The sequence below is a fragment of the Rhodoferax sp. XS2R6 genome (assembly GCF_056521365.1).
Window position 1 is genome coordinate 375,764 of sequence record NZ_JBWMAY010000004.1, and the last position, 16,915, is coordinate 392,678.

The following is a 16,915-nucleotide window of genomic DNA, read 5'->3' on the forward strand; positions in this document are numbered from 1 at the left end:
TGGGTGCGTTACCATCTAAGGCCTACCAAAAAGTGGCCTGTCTGGCCCCCTTGGCAGCTACTACTGACCCTGATGAACGCCCCCACCTCGCTCAATCACCTCCTCAGCGCCGCCAACCCCGGCGCGCACGTGCAAGAACGCATCCGCGAAATCCCGTACAACTACACGTCGTTCTCTGACCGCGAGATCGTCATCCGCCTGCTCGGGTCCCACAGCTGGGAGTTGTTGAACCAGTTGCGCGGTGAGCGCCAGACCGGCCGTTCGGCCCGCATGTTGTACGAAGTGCTGGGTGATGTCTGGGTGGTGCAGCGTAACCCCTATTTGCAGGACGACCTGCTGGACAACCCCAAACGCCGCGGTCAGCTGGTCGATGCCCTGAATCACCGCCTGGGTGAGGTGGAAAAACGCCGCACCCCGCAGACCGACCCTGAGCGCGACGCCATGGTGGGCCAGCTGCTGGTGGCCGCCCGTGCCGCGGTTAAAACGTTTGACGCAGCCTTTGTCGAAGTGGGCGCTCTGCGCAAAAAGACCCAAAAGCTGCTTTACAAACTCACCGCCAAGGACAACGTCAAGTTCGACGGGCTGAGCCGCGTGAGCCATGTGACCGACGCGACCGACTGGCGCGTGGAATACCCCTTTGTGGTGCTGTGCCCCGATTCGGAAGAAGAAATGGCCGGCCTGGTGAAGGGCTGTATCGACCTGGGGCTGACCATCATCCCGCGCGGGGGTGGCACCGGCTACACGGGCGGCGCCATTCCGCTGACCTGGAAAAGTGCGGTCATCAACACTGAAAAGCTGGAAGCCATGACCGAGGTGGAGATGAAAGTCCTGCCCGGTCTGGACTATGCGGTTGGCACCGTGTGGTCTGAGGCCGGTGTGGTGACCCAGCGCGTGGCCGATGCGGCCGAGCGCGCAGGGTATGTGTTTGCCGTGGACCCGACTTCGGCCGAGGCCTCGTGTATTGGCGGCAACATCGCCATGAATGCGGGCGGCAAAAAGGCCGTGCTGTGGGGCACGGCGCTGGACAACCTGGCCAGCTGGCGCATGGTGACACCCCAGGCCGAGTGGCTGGAAGTCACCCGCATCAACCACAACATGGGCAAGATCCATGATGCGGAGGTGGCCAGCTTCGAGCTGCAGTATTTCAAGGCCGACGGCAAAACGCCGATCCGCAAGGAGCGGCTGGACATCCCTGGCGCCACCTTCCGCAAGGAAGGCCTGGGCAAGGACGTGACCGACAAGTTCCTCAGCGGCCTGCCCGGTATCCAGAAAGAGGGCACCGACGGCCTGATCACCAGCGGACGCTGGGTTGTGCACAAGATGCCGGCCCACACACGCACCGTGTGCCTGGAGTTTTTTGGCAATGCCAAAGACGCGGTGCCCAGCATCGTGGACATCAAGGACTTCATGTTTGCCGAGCAAAAGCGCAGTGGCGTGCTGCTGGCGGGCTTGGAGCACCTGGACGACCGCTACCTCAAGGCCGTGGGCTATGCCACCAAGAGCAAACGTGGTGGCCTGCCCAAGATGGTGCTGGTGGGTGACATTGCCGGTGACAACGCCGACGACGTGGCCCGCGTGACCAGCGAAGTGGTGCGTCTGGCCAACAGCCGCAGTGGCGAAGGTTTTGTGGCCGTGAGCGCCGAGGCGCGCAAGAAATTCTGGCTGGACCGCAAGCGCACAGCGGCGATTTCCAAACACACCAACGCTTTCAAGATCAACGAAGACGTGGTGATCCCGCTGCCGCGCATGGCCGAGTACACCGACGGCATCGAGCGCATCAACATTGAGCTGAGCCTGCAGAACAAGCTGGCACTGTGTGATGCCTTGACCGAGTTCTTCGAGCGCAGCGACCTGCCCCTGGGCAAGACCGACGACGCCAACGATATTCCCAGCGCGGAGCTGCTGGAAGACCGGGTGGCCCAGGCGCTGGACCTGGTAGCGCAGGTGCGCGGCCAATGGCAGGATTGGCTGAACGATGTGGAGCCGCTGTTTGCGCAGTTGCAAGACCACACGCTGCGTGCCAGCTGGAAGACCCAGTTGCGCGCGCCGCTGCAGGCCATCTTCACGGGTGCCGCGTTTGACGCCATCCTGGCCGAGTGCACGGCCATCCACAAACGCGTGCTCAAGGGCCGTGTCTGGGTGGCGCTGCACATGCACGCCGGTGACGGCAATGTGCACACCAACATCCCCGTCAACAGCGACGACTACGACATGCTGCAGTCGGCCCACGGCGCGGTCAAACGCATCATGGCGTTGGCGCGCAGCCTGGACGGCGTGATCTCGGGCGAGCACGGCATTGGTATCACCAAGCTGGAGTTTTTGAGCGAGGCCGAGCTGGCCCCCTTCATTGCCTACAAGGCCAAGGTGGACCCCGAGGGGCGCTTCAACAAGGGCAAGTTGCTACGGAATCAGGAGCTGCCTGCGCAGCCTGGAAGCGGGTTTGCACCGCATTTGACTGCAGATGGCTCGACCATCTACGCCGACCTGACCAACGCCTACACGCCCTCGTTCGGCCTCATGGGCCACGAGTCGCTGATCATGCAGCAGAGTGACATTGGCGCGATTGCCGATTCGGTGAAGGACTGTCTGCGTTGCGGCAAGTGCAAACCGGTGTGCGCCACCCATGTGCCGCGCGCCAACCTGCTCTACAGCCCGCGCAACAAGATTCTGGCGACGTCTCTCTTGGTGGAGGCCTTCCTCTACGAAGAACAGACGCGCCGCGGCATCAGTGTCAAACACTGGGAAGAGTTCGAGGACGTGGCCGACCACTGCACGGTGTGCCACAAGTGCGAGTCGCCCTGTCCGGTGAAGATCGACTTTGGCGACGTGACCATGAACATGCGCAACCTGCTGCGCAAAATGGGGCAGAAGTCCTTCCGCCCCGGCAATGCCGCGGCCATGTTCTTCCTGAATGCCACCAACCCCGAAACCATCAAGCTGATGCGCTCGGCCATGGTGGGCGTGGGCTTCAAGGCCCAGCGCCTGGCCAATCAGGTGCTGCGCCTGGCAGCCAAGAAACAAACCGCCAAACCGCCGGCCACGGTGGGCACCGCGCCCATCAAGGAGCAGGTGATCCACTTCATCAACAAGAAGATGCCTGGTGGCTTGCCCAAGAAGACGGCCCGCGCGCTGCTGGACATTGAAGATGCGGACTACGTGCCCATCATCCGCAACCCGCAGACGACGACGGCCGAGACCGAGGCGGTGTTCTACTTCCCGGGCTGCGGCTCCGAGCGCCTGTTCAGCCAGGTGGGCTTGGCCACGCAGGCCATGCTGTGGCATGCGGGCGTGCAGACCGTGCTGCCACCGGGTTATCTGTGCTGTGGTTACCCGCAGCGCGGCAGCGGCCAGGCCGACAAGGCCGAGAAGATGATCACCGACAACCGCGTGCTGTTCCACCGCGTGGCCAACACGCTGAACTACCTGGACATCAAGACCGTGGTGGTGAGCTGCGGTACCTGCTACGACCAGCTGCAGGGTTACGAGTTCGACAAGATCTTCCCGGGCTGCCGCATCATCGACATCCACGAGTACCTGCTCGAAAAAGGCATCACGCTGGTGCCCGAGGGCGGCGCGGGGGCCGGCTACCTGTACCACGACCCCTGCCACAGCCCCATGAAGCTGCAGGACCCGATGAAAACCGTGAAGGCCCTGGTGGGTGACGCGGTGCTCAAGAACGACCGCTGCTGCGGTGAGTCCGGCACGCTGGGTGTGACCCGGCCCGACATCTCCACGCAAATCCGCTTCCGCAAGGAAGAGGAACTGCGCAAGGGTGAAACCGCTCTGCGCGCGCTGACCGCCCCCGAAGGGCAGGCACCCGCCGCGCAAGGCAATGTGAAGATCCTGACCAGCTGCCCGAGCTGCCTGCAAGGTCTGAGCCGCTATGGCAATGACCTGAACAATGGCCTGCTGGAAGCCGACTACATCGTGGTTGAAATGGCCAACCAGATCCTGGGCAAGGAGTGGTTGCCCGAGTACGTGCAGATCGCCAATGCCGGTGGCATTGAGCGCGTGCTGGTCTGAGGAGGCACACCATGGCAGGACTGACCGCAGGCGCGCCCACCCCGACCGACATCACGGTGCACGGCCAGAGCCGGGTGCTGGAGGTGGCTTTCTCGGACGGCGCGCGTTTTCGCATTCCGTTTGAGCTGATGCGGGTGTACTCGCCCTCGGCCGAGGTGCAGGGCCATGGCCCAGGCCAGGAGACGCTGCAGACCGGCAAACGTGATGTAGAGCTGGAAGCGCTGGACCCGGTAGGCAACTACGCGGTGCAGCCGCGTTTTTCGGACGGTCACGACACTGGCATTTACTCCTGGGACTACCTGTACTTTCTGGGCTCCCAGGAAACGCGCCTGTGGCAGGACTACCAGGATCGCTTGGCCGCGGCTGGGGTGGAGCGTGATGCACCCATGGCGGGCAAGGCGGGGCACAGCTGCGCCAGCCATTGAGTTTGCTATTAATTTAGGAGCTGTTCGCGCACTATCCGCGAGGGCTAAGGTCACTTTTTATATAAAACTATGAGCACCACCCACTTTGGTTTCACCTCGGTCGACGAGTCCGACAAAGCCCGCCACGTGCGCGGTGTGTTCGATTCGGTCGCCCCCAAGTACGACCTGATGAACGACCTGATGTCAGCTGGCCTGCACCGCGCCTGGAAGGCCTACACCGTGCTGGTGGCCAACCTCAAAGAGGGCGACAAGGCGCTGGACATCGCCGGCGGCACCGGCGACCTGGCGCTGGCGTTCTCCAAAAAGGTGGGGAAAAGCGGGCAGGTGGTGCACACCGACATCAACGAGGCCATGCTCTCCACCGGTCGCAACCGCCTGCTTGACGCCGGCGTCATCCTGCCCACCATGGTGTGTGATGCGGAGAAGCTGCCCTTTCCCGACAACCATTTCAATGTGGTGAGCGTGGCCTTTGGCCTGCGCAACATGACCCACAAGGATGTGGCATTGGCAGAAATGCAACGCGTGCTCAAGCCCGGCGGCAAGCTGCTGGTGCTGGAGTTCTCCAAGGTGGCACCACCGCTGGAGAAGGTGTACGACTGGTACTCTTTCAAGGTATTGCCGCGTTTGGGCAAGCTGATCGCGGGAGATGACGCGAGTTACCGGTATCTGGCCGAGTCGATTCGCATGCATCCTAGCCAGCAAGAGCTAAAGACCATGATGCACAAAGTGGGCTTTGGCCATGTGGACTATCACAACCTGACTGGCGGCATTGCTGCTTTACATGTTGGAATCAAGTGCTGAGATAACTATTTTGGAGCAATCATGAAACTGTGGGCTTTGGGTTTGGCGTTGGTTTTGTCCCTGTCGGGCATCAATGCAGAAGCTGCCAAGCGTTTGGGTGGTGGCAAGTCGTTTGGCAAACAGTCCAGCAATGTGACGCAGCGTGACGCCGCGCCCGCCGCCCCAGCGGCACCCACCCAAAACATGAACAACACCGCGGCCAAGCCCGCACCGGGCGCTGCGGCAGCTGCAGCCCCCAAGCGTCCTTGGGGCGCCATGTTGGGCGGTTTGGCCGCCGGTCTGGGTTTGGCCTGGTTGGCCAACTCGCTGGGCATGGGTGAGGCCTTTGGCAACATCCTGATGTTTGCGCTTTTGGCCATGGTGGTTGTGGGCGTGGTTGGCTGGTTCCTGCGCAGCCGCAAGCCCGCAGCGGCGCAGTCCTCGCCGTTTGCCTTCCAAGGCGCCGGCAATACCCCCGCCACGGTGGCCAAGCCCTACCGGGCCGAAAACGTCGGCAACGACGCCTCGGCCCGCCCCTGGGAGCGCAACAGCATGGCGTTTGAAGCCCCGCAGCAACCGCAGGGCGGCTCGATGATCGGTTCCGCTCTGATGGGTTCGCAGACCTGGGGTGTGCCTGCTGGTTTTGACAGCGAAGGTTTCCTCAAGGCCGCCAAAACCAACTTCGTGACGCTGCAAGCCGCATGGGACCGCTCCGACATTCCGGCTTTGCGTGCCATGATGACCGACAGCATGCTCAAGGAAATCCAGGCCCAACTGGCCGAGCGCGAAACCCACACCGGCAGCGGCCCGAATCACACCGATGTGGTGATGATCGAAGCCCGCCTGCTGGGCATCGAAGAGCTGCCCGACGAGTACATGGCCAGCGTGGAGTTCTCTGGCATGATCCGCGAAGAAGCCTCGGCCGGCCCCAGCCCGTTCCGCGAAGTCTGGAACATGACCAAAGCCAAGGCTGGTGCCAGTGGCTGGCTGGTGGCAGGTGTACAAGCCCTGCAGTAAAACGAACGCCCACCACGGGGGTGAGCAATAATCAGGGGACTATGGCAACACAGTCCCCTTTTTCTATGTTCGAGGGCTTTTTGAAAGCCCTTCCCACTCCTCCCGCTCCCCCTGCCTGGATGGTTGAAGAAAGCCACCGCCGTGTGGTGCTCTTGCTCAACCATGTGCTGCAGCAAGAGCCCCAGGCCATGGAGCGCCTGGCGCGCCAAAAGGGCCGGGTGATCCTGAGCCAATGGCAGCAATTCACCTTCAAGGTGCAGGCCACGCCCGCCGGGCTGCTGGACCTGGCCCAGGCTGATGCGTCCGCCGATCTCACGCTGGTCATCCTGGACGACTCTCCGCTGGCCATCGCCCAGGCGCTGATGCAGGGTGGCAAGCCCAAGGTGCGCATCGAAGGCGACGTGCAACTGGCCGCCGAAATCAACTGGCTGGCGGACCACGTGCGCTGGGATGTGGAGGAAGACCTGTCGCGCATCCTGGGTGACGCCCCGGCCCACCTGCTGATGCAGACCGGCCGCAGCTTCGCCCAAGCCCTACAGCAGTTTGTGGGGCAGCGTGCGGCACCCAAGGCTTCTGGCGCTGCCGCATGACACGGCTGGGCCGTGGGGTCTTTATCGTCTGGGTGGCCCTGCGTTATGGGCTGGATGAGCTGGTGCTCACCAGCTTCCAGAAGCCGTGGCTGCGCCTGCTGGCGCGCGTTGTTTCGGTAGGACGCCGGTTGGACGCACCCCGTGGCCAGCGCCTGCGTGAGGCGCTGGAGCGACTGGGCCCCATTTTTGTGAAGTTCGGCCAGGTGTTGTCCACCCGGCGCGACTTGCTGCCGCTGGACATTGCCAACGAGTTGGCCAAGCTACAGGACCGCGTGCCCCCGTTTCCCTCCGAAGTGGCGGTAGCCACCATCGAACGCGCCCTGGGCAAACCCCTGGCCGAGTTGTTTGATTCGTTTGAACACACCCCGGTGGCCAGTGCGTCCATCGCCCAGGTGCACTTTGCCGTCCTGCGCGACCGGCAGGGCCAGCCGCGTGAAGTGGCAGTGAAGGTGTTGCGCCCCGGTATGCTCAATGTCATCGACAAAGACTTGAGCCTGATGCGCATGATGGCCGGTTGGCTGGAAGGCCTGTCGGCCGATGGCAAGCGACTGAAACCCCGTGAGGTGGTGGCCGAGTTCGACAAATACCTGCACGACGAGCTGGACCTGGTGCGCGAAGCCGCCAGTGCGGCCCAATTGCGCCGCAACATGGAGGGGCTGAACCTGGTGCTTATCCCCGAGATGTGGTGGGACCTCTGTACGACCGACGTGCTGGTCATGGAGCGCATGCACGGCGTGCCTATCAGCCAGGTGCAGCAGTTGCGCGAAGCGGGGGTGGACATTCCCAAACTGGCGCGTGATGGCGTGACGCTGTTTTTTACCCAAGTGTTCCGCGACGGGTTTTTCCATGCCGACATGCACCCGGGCAACATCCAGGTCAGCCTGGCACCCGAGACCTTTGGACGCTACATCTCGCTGGACTTTGGCATCGTCGGCACACTCACAGAGGTGGACAAGGAGTACCTGGCGCAGAACTTTGTGGCCTTTTTCCGGCGTGACTACAAACGGGTGGCCGAGCTGCACATTGAATCCGGCTGGGTACCTGCCAGCACGCGGGTGGATGAGCTGGAAGCTGCGGTACGCGCCGTGTGCGAGCCCTACTTCGACCGGCCGCTCAAGGAGATTTCACTGGGCATGGTGCTGATGCGCCTGTTCCAAACTTCGCGCCGTTTCCAGGTGGAAATCCAGCCGCAGCTGGTGCTGCTGCAAAAAACCCTGCTCAATATCGAGGGCCTGGGCCGCGATCTGGACCCCGATCTGGACCTCTGGGCCACGGCCAAACCGTTTCTGGAGCAGTGGATGCTGGAGCAGGTCGGTCCGCAAAAGCTCATCCGTGAGCTCAAGGCCCAGGCGCCGCGCTACGCCAAACTGCTGCCCGAACTGCCCGGTTTGCTGCACCAGTTTTTGCAGCAGCGTGGTACTGACAACAGCCAGCTGGTGCAGGAGCTGCTGCTGGAGCAAAAACGCACCAACCGCCTGCTGCAGACCCTGGTGGCCGCGGTGATTGGATTTGCGCTGGGCATGGTGGTGATGCAGATTGTGGTGCGGGTTGGGGTTTTCTGACCGCCACCTATAATTGAAGGCTTTGCAACCTGATGTCAGAGCCTTATTTCCATGCCCATCTACGCCTATAAATGCGAGTCCTGCGGGTTTGCCAAGGACGTATTGCAGAAAATCTCCGATGCCCCACTGCAAGACTGCCCCACCTGTGCCCAGCCCACGTTCAAGAAACAGCTGACCGCTGCGGGCTTCCAGCTCAAGGGTTCAGGCTGGTACGTGACCGATTTCAAGGGCGGCAACGCCCCGGCCACCGCCGTAGCCCCTGCGACGGGTGACAGTGCGGCAGCCCCTGCGGCCAAGACCGATGCTGCGCCCGCAGCTGCAGCCCCTGCCGCGGCGAGCTCCAGTAGCGCACCCGCTGCCACCGCCACACCCAAATCCACCACCTGATCTCCGTCCCTAGAACTGGAAACACTGTGCCCATAAAAAAATACCTGCTCACCGGCCTGATGGTGTGGCTACCCCTGGCCATCACCATCTGGGTGTTGCTGTGGCTGGTGGGTTTGCTGGACGCAGTGTTTGGCGGTTTCCTGTCCGGTGTGGCGGCGGTCACGCCCGAAAGCATGGGCCCTTTGCTGGAACGCCTGCACAACATTCCTGGCCTGGGCGTGTTGTTGGTGTTTGCCGCCATGTTGTTCACCGGTGCACTGGTGTCCAACGTCGCCGGTCGCTGGTGGGTCAAGCAATGGGACCGTTTGTTCACCAACATCCCCATCGTCAAATCCATCTACAACAGCGTCAAAAAGGTGTCGGATACGCTGTTCTCCAGCAACGGCAATGCGTTTCGCACGGCCTTGTTGATCCAGTACCCGCGCGCTGGCAGCTGGACGATTGCCTTCCAGACGGGCACACCCAGTGGCGAGGTGCAAAGCCATTTGAACGGTGACTTTGTCAGCGTCTACGTGCCCACCACACCCAACCCCACCAGCGGTTTTTTCTTGATGCTGCCCAAGGCAGATGTGATCGAGCTGGACATGAGTGTGGACGAGGCATTGACCTATGTGATTTCCATGGGATCGGTGGCACCCGCCGCGTCCGCGTCTCCTGCCCCCGCACCCCAATAACCTATTACCAACCCGCCGCCTTAGTCGCGGCGAACTGAAAGCAAGCTATGGCCATGCGCTCCCACTATTGCGGTCTTGTGACCGAAGCCCTGTTGGGCGAAACCGTAACCCTGTGTGGTTGGGTGAACCGTCGCCGTGACCACGGCGGTGTGATTTTTGTCGATGTGCGTGACCGCGAAGGTTATGTGCAGGTGGTCTGTGACCCCGACCGTGCCGACATGTTCAAGGTGGCCGAAGACATCCGCAACGAATACTGCGTGCAGATTAAAGGCCTGGTGCGTGCGCGCCCTGAAGGCACGACCAACGACAACCTCAAGAGCGGCAAGATTGAAGTGCTGTGCCACGAGTTGACCGTGCTCAACGCCTCCGTCACGCCTCCGTTCCAGATCGACGACGAGAACCTGTCGGAGACGACGCGCCTCACGCACCGCGTGTTGGACCTGCGCCGCCCCTACATGCAGAACAACCTGATGCTGCGCTACCGCGTGTCCATGGAAGTGCGCAAGTTCCTGGACGCCAACGGTTTTGTGGACATCGAAACTCCCATGCTCACCAAGAGCACGCCCGAAGGCGCGCGCGACTACCTAGTGCCCAGCCGCGTGCATGACGGCCATTTCTTCGCGCTGCCGCAATCGCCCCAGCTGTTCAAACAGTTGTTGATGGTGGCCGGCTTTGACCGCTACTACCAGATCACCAAGTGCTTCCGTGACGAAGACTTGCGCGCCGACCGCCAGCCCGAGTTCACCCAGATCGATATCGAAACTTCGTTCCTGACGGAAGAGGACATCCGTGACATGTTCCAGGGCATGATCACCACGGTGTTCAAGAACACCATCGGTGTGGACTTGGGCGAGTTCCCGGTCATGACCTACCAGGACGCTGCGCGCCTGTATGGCTCCGACAAGCCCGACCTGCGTGTGAACCTGCAGTTCGCAGAATTGACCGACGTGATGAAGGACGTGGACTTCAAGGTCTTCTCCGGCGCTGCCACCATGAAGGGCGGCCGTGTGGTGGCTCTGCGCGTGCCTGGTGGCTCCGTCGAAGGCGGCGGTATCAGCCGCGGCGAGATCGATGCCTACACCGAGTTCGTCAAGATCTACGGTGCCAAGGGTCTGGCTTATATCCGCGTCAACGAGCTGGCCAAGGGCCGCGACGGCCTGCAAAGCCCGATCGTCAAGAACATCCACGACGCTGCCTTGGCTGCGGTGCTGGAGCGCACCGGCGCGCAAGATGGCGACCTGATTTTCTTCGGTGCCGACAAGGAAAAGATCGTCAACGACGCCATCGGCGCCCTGCGCATCAAGATCGGCCACAGCGAGTTTGGCAAGAAAAATGGCCTGTTCACCGCGGGCTGGAAGCCCATGTGGGTGGTGGATTTCCCGATGTTCGAATTCGACGAGGAAAACCAGCGTTACACCGCCGTGCACCACCCCTTCACCGCGCCCAAGGCCGGCCACGAAGACTGGATGGTCACCGCGCCCGAGAAGTGCATTTCGCAAGGTTACGACATGGTCTTGAACGGCTGGGAAATGGGTGGCGGCTCTGTCCGTATCCACCGTGCCGACGTGCAGCAGAAGGTGTTCGACGCCCTGAAGATCACGCCGGAAGAAGCCCAGCTCAAGTTTGGTTTCCTACTGGATGCGTTGCAGTATGGTGCGCCCCCGCACGGTGGTTTGGCCTTCGGTCTGGATCGCATCGTCACGCTGATGACCGGCGCCGAGTCCATCCGCGACGTGATTGCCTTCCCCAAGACCCAGCGCGCCCAGTGTTTGCTGACACAAGCACCGAGCCCAGTGGACGAGAAGCAGCTGCGCGAACTGCACATCCGCCTGCGCAACCTGGACGCCGTCAAGGCAGCCTGACCGCACAGTTCCAGCCGGCAGGGCTGGTGCACAATGAAAGGGCGCTCTGGGAGCGCCCTTTTTTCTTGCGCAGACCATGCCCCTTCCTTTCAAAATTCCGCAGTCCGTGCTGGTGGTGATTTACACCACGGCTTGGGACGTGCTGCTGATCCGCCGCACCGAGGTGGACCCGGAGGCCCCGGCGTTCTGGCAATCGGTTACCGGCAGCAAGGACACGCAGGAGGAACCCTGGGCGCAGACCGCCGCACGTGAGGTGCTGGAAGAAACGGGTCTGGACTGCACGCCGGGCAGTGCGCTGGCGCCGCACTTGCACGACTGGGGGCTGGAGAATGTGTACACCATCTACCCGCGCTGGTTGCACCGCTACCCGCCAGGGGTGACGCACAACACCGAGCGCGTGTTTGGCTTAGAGGTGCCTGCTGGCGTGGCGGTGACGTTGAACCCCCGTGAGCACACCCACTACCAGTGGTTGCCGTATGACGCTGCCGCGGATGCCTGTTTCTCCCCCTCGAACGCCGAGGCGATTTTGCAACTGCCCTTGCTGGCACCTCGCCAGGCCTGCTGTCCATGACCCCGAATACCCTGCGTATTGCCACCTACAACATCCACAAGGGCGTGCAGGGTGTGGGCCCGGCGCGCCGGCTGGAGATCCACAACCTGGGCCACGCGGTGGAGCAGCTCGATGCCGACGTGGTGTGCTTGCAGGAAGTGCGCAAGCTGCACCGCCGGGAGGCGCAGTACTTTGCCCACTGGCCCGAGCTGCCGCAGGCCGAGTTTCTGGCGCCGGAGGGTTACGAGGCGGTGTACCGCACCAACGCGGTGACGCGCCATGGCGAACACGGCAACGCGTTGCTCTCGCGCTGGCCGGTGCTCACGCACCAGCACGAAGACATGTCGGACCATCGCTTTGAGCAACGTGGCCTGTTGCATGTGGAGTTGTTGCTGGAAGAACGTCCCGTGCACGTGTTGGTGGTGCACCTGGGCCTGATCCGGGCCAGTCGCTTGCGCCAGCTGCAGCAGTTGGTGCGGTTTGTGGCGCGCGAGATCCCTGCGAGCGCCCCGCTGTTGGTGGCGGGCGACTTTAATGAGTGGGGCCCCTCCATCGCCCGCATCCTGGGGCCAGCGGGGCTGGTGGCCCACACGCAGGGGCGGCATCCCACCTTTCCCTCCCGCATGCCGCTGCTGCAGCTGGACCACGTGTATGCGCGGGGCCTGCAGCCGGTGGGCCTGACCGTGCCCCACGGCCGCAACTGGTGGCGCATGTCCGACCACCTGCCCTTGATCGCCGAGTTCGCCTGGCCCGACGCACCATGACCGACGCCCCCTACTTGCCCGGCCACCAGCTGCAACTGCTGCAGGGCGGGCAAGATTACTTCAGCGCGCTGGTGGCCGCCGTGGATGCCAGCCAGACCGAGGTGCGGCTGGAGACCTATATCTACGCCTTCGATACCGAGGGGGAGCGTGTGGCCCAGGCGCTGGAGCGCGCGGCCCTGCGTGGTGTGCGCGTGGCACTGCTGATGGACGGCATTGGCACGCCGGAGGTGCCAACGCAGTGGCAGCAGCGCTGGAATGCGGCCGGGGTGCACTGGCTGCGTTTCGCCCCGCTGGGCCGGCTGGGCTTGCTGGTGCCCAGCCACTGGCGCCGCCTGCACCGCAAGCTGGCGGTGGTGGATGGCACGGTGGCGTTTTGTGGCGGCATCAACATCCTGGACGACTACAACGACCCCCAGCATGGGCCACAACAGGTGGCGCGGTTTGACTTTGCCGTGCAGGTGCAGGGCCCGCTGGTGGCCCAGGTGCATACCGCCATGGCCCAGCTGTGGGACCGTTTGCTGGCTACTCGCCAGCTAGAGCAATTGCAGTGGGCCGGTGCCCGCGCAGTGTGGCAAACCATGGCGCGCCCGCAGGTGCAGGGTGTGGCGCCCGAGCCGCACGGTGGGGCGCTGGCGGCGCTGGTGCTGCGTGACAACGTGCGCAACCGCAAGCGCATCGAACGTGCCTACCGCAAGGCGCTGGGAACCGCGCAGCGGGAGGTGTTGATTGCCAATGCCTATTTTTTGCCCGGCGGCAAGCTGTTGCGTGCGCTGGTGCATGCGGCACAGCGCGGTGTGCGTGTGCGCCTGCTGCTGCAGGGGCGTTATGAATATTTCATGCAGTACCACGCGGCGCGCCCGGTATTTGGGCTGCTGCTGGCCGCGGGGGTCGAGATCCACGAATACACCAGCGGTTTTCTGCACGCCAAGGTGGCTGTGGTGGACCAACAGTGGGCCACGGTGGGCTCGTCCAACCTGGACCCGCTGAGCCTGCTGCTGGCGCGCGAGGCCAACGTGGTGGTGCAAGACACCGGCTTTGCCACCGCGCTGCAGCAGCGCCTGGAGACGGCGATGGCCCAACACGGCCGCGCGCTGGATGCGCAGGATTTTGGACAGCGGCCCTGGGGGCAGCAGGCGCTGGACTGGTTGGCCTATGGGCTGATGCGCCTGACTTTGTTGCTGGCAGGGCGCCGGTATTGATATTTGCTATGAATATAGGAGCTATTGGCGCAGTATCCATAAGGGTTAATGGCTAAAAACCTTAAAATCCAAAGACTGGTAACATGCTTGCATTCTTGATACCTTAGAGCGCCATGAAACCCACCGATGCCGACGAAGGAACTCCGGTTTCCGTCAAAATTCGCGAACGCCTGCAAGCCTCCCGCAAGCGCTTCCATGCCAACGACAACATTGCCCCCTTCATCGAACCCGGCGAGCTGGAACTGCTGCTGGACGAGGTAGAGGAGAAGATGAAGGGTGTGCTCAACAGCCTGGTGATCGACACCGAGCATGACCACAACACCGACAACACTGCGCGCCGTGTGGCCAAGATGTATGTCAACGAGGTGTTCCGCGGCCGTTATGTGCCCGCACCCAGCATCACCGAATTTCCCAATGTGGGCCACCTGAATGAGTTGATGATCGTCGGGCCCATCACCGTGCGCAGCGCCTGTAGCCACCACTTTTGCCCGGTGATTGGCAAGATCTGGATTGGTGTCATGCCCAACGAGCACACCAATGTGATTGGGCTGTCCAAGTACGCGCGCCTGGCCGAATGGATTATGGGTCGCCCGCAGATCCAGGAAGAGGCCGTAGTGCAACTGGCCGACCTGATCCAGGAAAAAACCCAACCCGATGGCTTGGCCATCGTGATGGAGGCCAGCCACTACTGTATGGCCTGGCGCGGTGTGAAGGACATGGACAGCAAAATGATCAACTCGGTCATGCGCGGCGTGTTCCTTAAAGACCCCACCCTGCGTCGCGAATTTCTTTCACTGATTCCTCGGAAAGGCTAATGCCATGTTGGTCCGTTTGCTCTACGCCAGCCGTGCGATTGATTCGAATCCGGACGCCATCGAGGCCATCCTGACCCAGTCGCGCCACTACAACCCCACCTGTGGCATTACTGGCATTCTTTGTTACGGTGGCGGCATTTTCCTGCAGGCCATCGAAGGCGGGCGCATGGCCGTGAGCGAGCTGTATGGCCACATCCAGAAGGATATTCGCCACAAGGATGTGGTGCTGTTGCACTACGAAGAAATCACCGAACGCCGCTTTGGCGGCTGGACCATGGGCCAGGTGAACATGTCCAAGATCAACACCAACATCCTGCTCAAGTACGCTGAGAAGCCCGAGCTGGATCCGTATTCGGTGTCGGGCAAAGTGTCGCTGGCCTTGCTCGAAGAACTGATGGCAACCGCATCCATCATCGGTCGCGCGTGAATGTGGCCCCCACGGTCGCTCACTGCGTGTAGCTTCCTGCCCTCCAAGTGGGCCGCGTTTGGCAAAACCCCAAGTCCACGCCTTGGGGCGGCCCGGCGGCGAAACCTGAATGCCCCTTAGTGCCCTTGCCCTGGTTATTTTTGCCGGCCTGATTCACGCAAGCTGGAATATCGCGGCCAAGAAGGCGGGTGGCGACGCCCGCTTTGCCTGCTTTACCGCCCTGGTGATGATGGTGTTCTGGGCCCCCGTGGGCTTGTGGCTGGGCTGGCAGCAGGTCCCCTCCTGGGGCCTGACGGAATGGGGCTTCATCACGGTCAGTGGCATTTTGCACGTGCTCTATTACGTGGTGCTGCTGCGCGGCTACCGCAAGGCCGACCTCACGGTGGTCTACCCCCTGGCCCGCGGCTCGGGACCTTTGCTGTCCTCGTTGGTCGCCATTCTCTTTCTCGGTGAGCAGATTTCGGCCCTGGGAGGGCTGGGCATTGTGGCCGTGGTGGGGGGCGTATTTCTGGTGGCCGGTGGCCCCGGGCTGTTCCGCCAGGCGCAGGACCCGCACAAGCGCGCACGCATCCGCAAGGGCATGGTCTACGGCCTGCTCACCGGCGTCTTTATTGCCAGCTACACCGTGGTCGACGGCTACTCCGTGAAGGTGCTGCTGCTATCCCCCATCCTGGTGGACTACATCGCTAATTTTGTGCGCGTGGCTTTCCTGCTGCCCTCGGTGGTGCGCGACCTTCCAGCCGCGCGCCTGCTGTGGGCGAGCCAATGGAAGTACGCCGCCATTGTGGGCATCATCAGCCCGATCTCTTACGTGCTGGTGCTCTACGCCATGCAGGTCGCGCCCATGAGCCATGTGGCACCTGCGCGCGAAGTCTCCATGTTGTTTGCCGCGCTGCTGGGCGGGCATTTGTTGGGCGAGGGTGACCGCGTGGCGCGCCTGCTGGGCGCTGCGTGTATTGCCATCGGCGTGATGGCACTGGCCTTGGGCTGAGCACATGGGCTTGCTCGTAGGCTGTGATTTTTCCAGCAGTCCATCGCGGCGCAAGCAGATTGTGCTGGCGACGGGGCGCATGGACCGGGGCCGCTTGTTGTTGCAAGGGCTGGAGCGCCTGGACTCGTTGGATGCCTTCAGTGCCTGGTTGTTGCAACATCCCGTATGGACCGGTGGCTTTGACCTGCCGTTTGGCTTGCCACGCGAGCTGGTGCAGGCCTTGGGCTGGCCACTGGAGTGGGAGCCTTGCATTCGTCACTATGCCAGCCTGTCGCGGGCAGAGATCCGTGCGCAGTTTGCTGCCTTTTGCGATGCGCGGCCCGTGGGCGGCAAGTTTGCCCATCGGGCAACCGATGGCCCAGCGGCTTCCAGCCCCTCCATGAAGTGGGTGAATCCGCCGGTGGCCTACATGCTGCATGCCGGGGTGCCCCGGCTGCTGGATGCCGGAGTGTATTTGGTCGGTGTGCAGCCTGCGCCGCCAGCCGGTACGCCGGCTGCCCGGGTGGCCTTGGAGGCCTACCCCGCCTTGCTGGCGCGTGAGATGGTGGGCGCCCGCAGTTACAAGAGTGACGATGCGGCCAAACAGACGCCAGAACGCCTGATCGCCCGCAAGGATGTCATTCATGGGCTGGAAATGGGCAATACCCGGCTGGGGCTGCGCCTCAAGCTGAGCCACGCCCAGCGGGACGCGCTGGTGCAAGATGCCTCAGGCGACGCGCTGGATGCGGTGCTGTGCCTGGTGCAGGCAGCCTGGGCGCAAGCCCAATGCGATGCGGGACACCCCTGTTATGGCTTGCCAGACACTCTGGATCCTCTGGAGGGCTGGATTCTGACGGCCTGAGTGGCCAT

At 62.6% G+C, this 16,915-nt stretch carries 16 protein-coding genes; all 16 read left to right on the forward strand.

Going from position 1 to position 16,915, the window contains the following annotated elements:
- Positions 1–72 precede the first annotated feature (72 nt).
- Positions 73–4,023 carry a DUF3683 domain-containing protein gene (locus AC097A_RS15585; RefSeq protein ID WP_479621538.1) on the forward strand — a complete coding sequence of 1,317 codons (3,951 nt, stop codon included), beginning with the start codon at positions 73–75 and terminating at the stop codon, positions 4,021–4,023.
- 11 nt (positions 4,024–4,034) lie between these two features.
- Positions 4,035–4,448 carry a gamma-butyrobetaine hydroxylase family protein gene (locus AC097A_RS15590; protein ID WP_479621539.1) on the forward strand — a complete coding sequence of 138 codons (414 nt, stop codon included), beginning with the start codon at positions 4,035–4,037 and terminating at the stop codon, positions 4,446–4,448.
- Positions 4,449–4,517: 69 nt separating this feature from the next.
- Positions 4,518–5,249, forward strand: coding sequence for a bifunctional demethylmenaquinone methyltransferase/2-methoxy-6-polyprenyl-1,4-benzoquinol methylase UbiE (gene ubiE / locus AC097A_RS15595; protein ID WP_315473642.1), 732 nt, complete (start codon positions 4,518–4,520; stop codon positions 5,247–5,249).
- 21 nt (positions 5,250–5,270) lie between these two features.
- On the forward strand, positions 5,271–6,245 hold the full coding sequence (locus tag AC097A_RS15600) for a Tim44 domain-containing protein (RefSeq protein WP_479621540.1): 975 nt from the start codon (positions 5,271–5,273) through the stop codon (positions 6,243–6,245).
- Between the two features lie 119 nt (positions 6,246–6,364).
- Positions 6,365–6,835 (forward strand): SCP2 sterol-binding domain-containing protein, encoded by a 471-nt coding sequence (locus AC097A_RS15605; RefSeq protein WP_479621541.1) that lies wholly within the window; start codon positions 6,365–6,367, stop codon positions 6,833–6,835.
- Positions 6,832–8,397 (forward strand): ubiquinone biosynthesis regulatory protein kinase UbiB, encoded by a 1,566-nt coding sequence (gene ubiB / locus AC097A_RS15610; RefSeq protein WP_479621542.1) that lies wholly within the window; start codon positions 6,832–6,834, stop codon positions 8,395–8,397. Before AC097A_RS15605 ends, ubiB begins: the two co-directional genes overlap by 4 nt.
- Before the next feature lie 51 nt (positions 8,398–8,448).
- A complete protein-coding gene (locus AC097A_RS15615) occupies positions 8,449–8,784 on the forward strand; it encodes an FmdB family zinc ribbon protein (protein WP_479621543.1) in 336 nt (111 codons plus the stop codon).
- Positions 8,785–8,816: 32 nt separating this feature from the next.
- Positions 8,817–9,458 (forward strand): DUF502 domain-containing protein, encoded by a 642-nt coding sequence (locus AC097A_RS15620; RefSeq protein WP_201740836.1) that lies wholly within the window; start codon positions 8,817–8,819, stop codon positions 9,456–9,458.
- Between the two features lie 47 nt (positions 9,459–9,505).
- Positions 9,506–11,320 (forward strand): aspartate--tRNA ligase, encoded by a 1,815-nt coding sequence (gene aspS, locus AC097A_RS15625; RefSeq protein WP_479621544.1) that lies wholly within the window; start codon positions 9,506–9,508, stop codon positions 11,318–11,320.
- Between the two features lie 76 nt (positions 11,321–11,396).
- On the forward strand, positions 11,397–11,891 hold the full coding sequence (gene nudB, locus AC097A_RS15630; RefSeq protein ID WP_315493590.1) for a dihydroneopterin triphosphate diphosphatase: 495 nt from the start codon (positions 11,397–11,399) through the stop codon (positions 11,889–11,891).
- Entirely contained in the window at positions 11,888–12,634 is a 747-nt protein-coding gene (locus AC097A_RS15635) for an endonuclease/exonuclease/phosphatase family protein (RefSeq protein ID WP_479621545.1), read from the forward strand. Before nudB ends, AC097A_RS15635 begins: the two co-directional genes overlap by 4 nt.
- Positions 12,631–13,833 (forward strand): cardiolipin synthase ClsB, encoded by a 1,203-nt coding sequence (clsB, locus tag AC097A_RS15640; protein ID WP_479621546.1) that lies wholly within the window; start codon positions 12,631–12,633, stop codon positions 13,831–13,833. Before AC097A_RS15635 ends, clsB begins: the two co-directional genes overlap by 4 nt.
- 113 nt (positions 13,834–13,946) lie before the next feature.
- Positions 13,947–14,648, forward strand: a complete 702-nt coding sequence (gene folE / locus AC097A_RS15645) for a GTP cyclohydrolase I (RefSeq protein ID WP_105261073.1) — start codon at positions 13,947–13,949, stop codon at positions 14,646–14,648.
- A gap of 4 nt (positions 14,649–14,652) precedes the next feature.
- The gene (locus tag AC097A_RS15650) at positions 14,653–15,075 is read left to right on the forward strand and encodes a BLUF domain-containing protein (RefSeq protein WP_105261072.1); all 423 of its coding nucleotides are present in this window, start codon (positions 14,653–14,655) and stop codon (positions 15,073–15,075) included.
- 109 nt (positions 15,076–15,184) lie between these two features.
- Entirely contained in the window at positions 15,185–16,066 is an 882-nt protein-coding gene (locus AC097A_RS15655) for a DMT family transporter (protein WP_479621547.1), read from the forward strand.
- Positions 16,067–16,070: 4 nt separating this feature from the next.
- Positions 16,071–16,907 (forward strand): DUF429 domain-containing protein, encoded by an 837-nt coding sequence (locus AC097A_RS15660; RefSeq protein ID WP_315493586.1) that lies wholly within the window; start codon positions 16,071–16,073, stop codon positions 16,905–16,907.
- Positions 16,908–16,915: the final 8 nt, after the last annotated feature.

What these genes read in the sequence shown, in the direction of transcription:
- AC097A_RS15615 (WP_479621543.1), top strand. Translation starts at nt 8,449, where the DNA reads ATGCCCATCTACGCCTATAAATGCGAGTCCTGCGGGTTTGCCAAGGAC.
- ubiB (WP_479621542.1), top strand. Translation starts at nt 6,832, where the DNA reads ATGACACGGCTGGGCCGTGGGGTCTTTATCGTCTGGGTGGCCCTGCGT.
- AC097A_RS15605 (WP_479621541.1), top strand. Translation starts at nt 6,365, where the DNA reads ATGGTTGAAGAAAGCCACCGCCGTGTGGTGCTCTTGCTCAACCATGTG.
- AC097A_RS15590 (WP_479621539.1), top strand. Translation starts at nt 4,035, where the DNA reads ATGGCAGGACTGACCGCAGGCGCGCCCACCCCGACCGACATCACGGTG.
- AC097A_RS15600 (WP_479621540.1), top strand. Translation starts at nt 5,271, where the DNA reads ATGAAACTGTGGGCTTTGGGTTTGGCGTTGGTTTTGTCCCTGTCGGGC.
- AC097A_RS15585 (WP_479621538.1), top strand. Translation starts at nt 73, where the DNA reads ATGAACGCCCCCACCTCGCTCAATCACCTCCTCAGCGCCGCCAACCCC.
- AC097A_RS15635 (WP_479621545.1), top strand. Translation starts at nt 11,888, where the DNA reads ATGACCCCGAATACCCTGCGTATTGCCACCTACAACATCCACAAGGGC.
- AC097A_RS15655 (WP_479621547.1), top strand. Translation starts at nt 15,185, where the DNA reads ATGCCCCTTAGTGCCCTTGCCCTGGTTATTTTTGCCGGCCTGATTCAC.
- AC097A_RS15650 (WP_105261072.1), top strand. Translation starts at nt 14,653, where the DNA reads ATGTTGGTCCGTTTGCTCTACGCCAGCCGTGCGATTGATTCGAATCCG.
- nudB (WP_315493590.1), top strand. Translation starts at nt 11,397, where the DNA reads ATGCCCCTTCCTTTCAAAATTCCGCAGTCCGTGCTGGTGGTGATTTAC.
- aspS (WP_479621544.1), top strand. Translation starts at nt 9,506, where the DNA reads ATGGCCATGCGCTCCCACTATTGCGGTCTTGTGACCGAAGCCCTGTTG.
- AC097A_RS15660 (WP_315493586.1), top strand. Translation starts at nt 16,071, where the DNA reads ATGGGCTTGCTCGTAGGCTGTGATTTTTCCAGCAGTCCATCGCGGCGC.
- ubiE (WP_315473642.1), top strand. Translation starts at nt 4,518, where the DNA reads ATGAGCACCACCCACTTTGGTTTCACCTCGGTCGACGAGTCCGACAAA.
- clsB (WP_479621546.1), top strand. Translation starts at nt 12,631, where the DNA reads ATGACCGACGCCCCCTACTTGCCCGGCCACCAGCTGCAACTGCTGCAG.
- folE (WP_105261073.1), top strand. Translation starts at nt 13,947, where the DNA reads ATGAAACCCACCGATGCCGACGAAGGAACTCCGGTTTCCGTCAAAATT.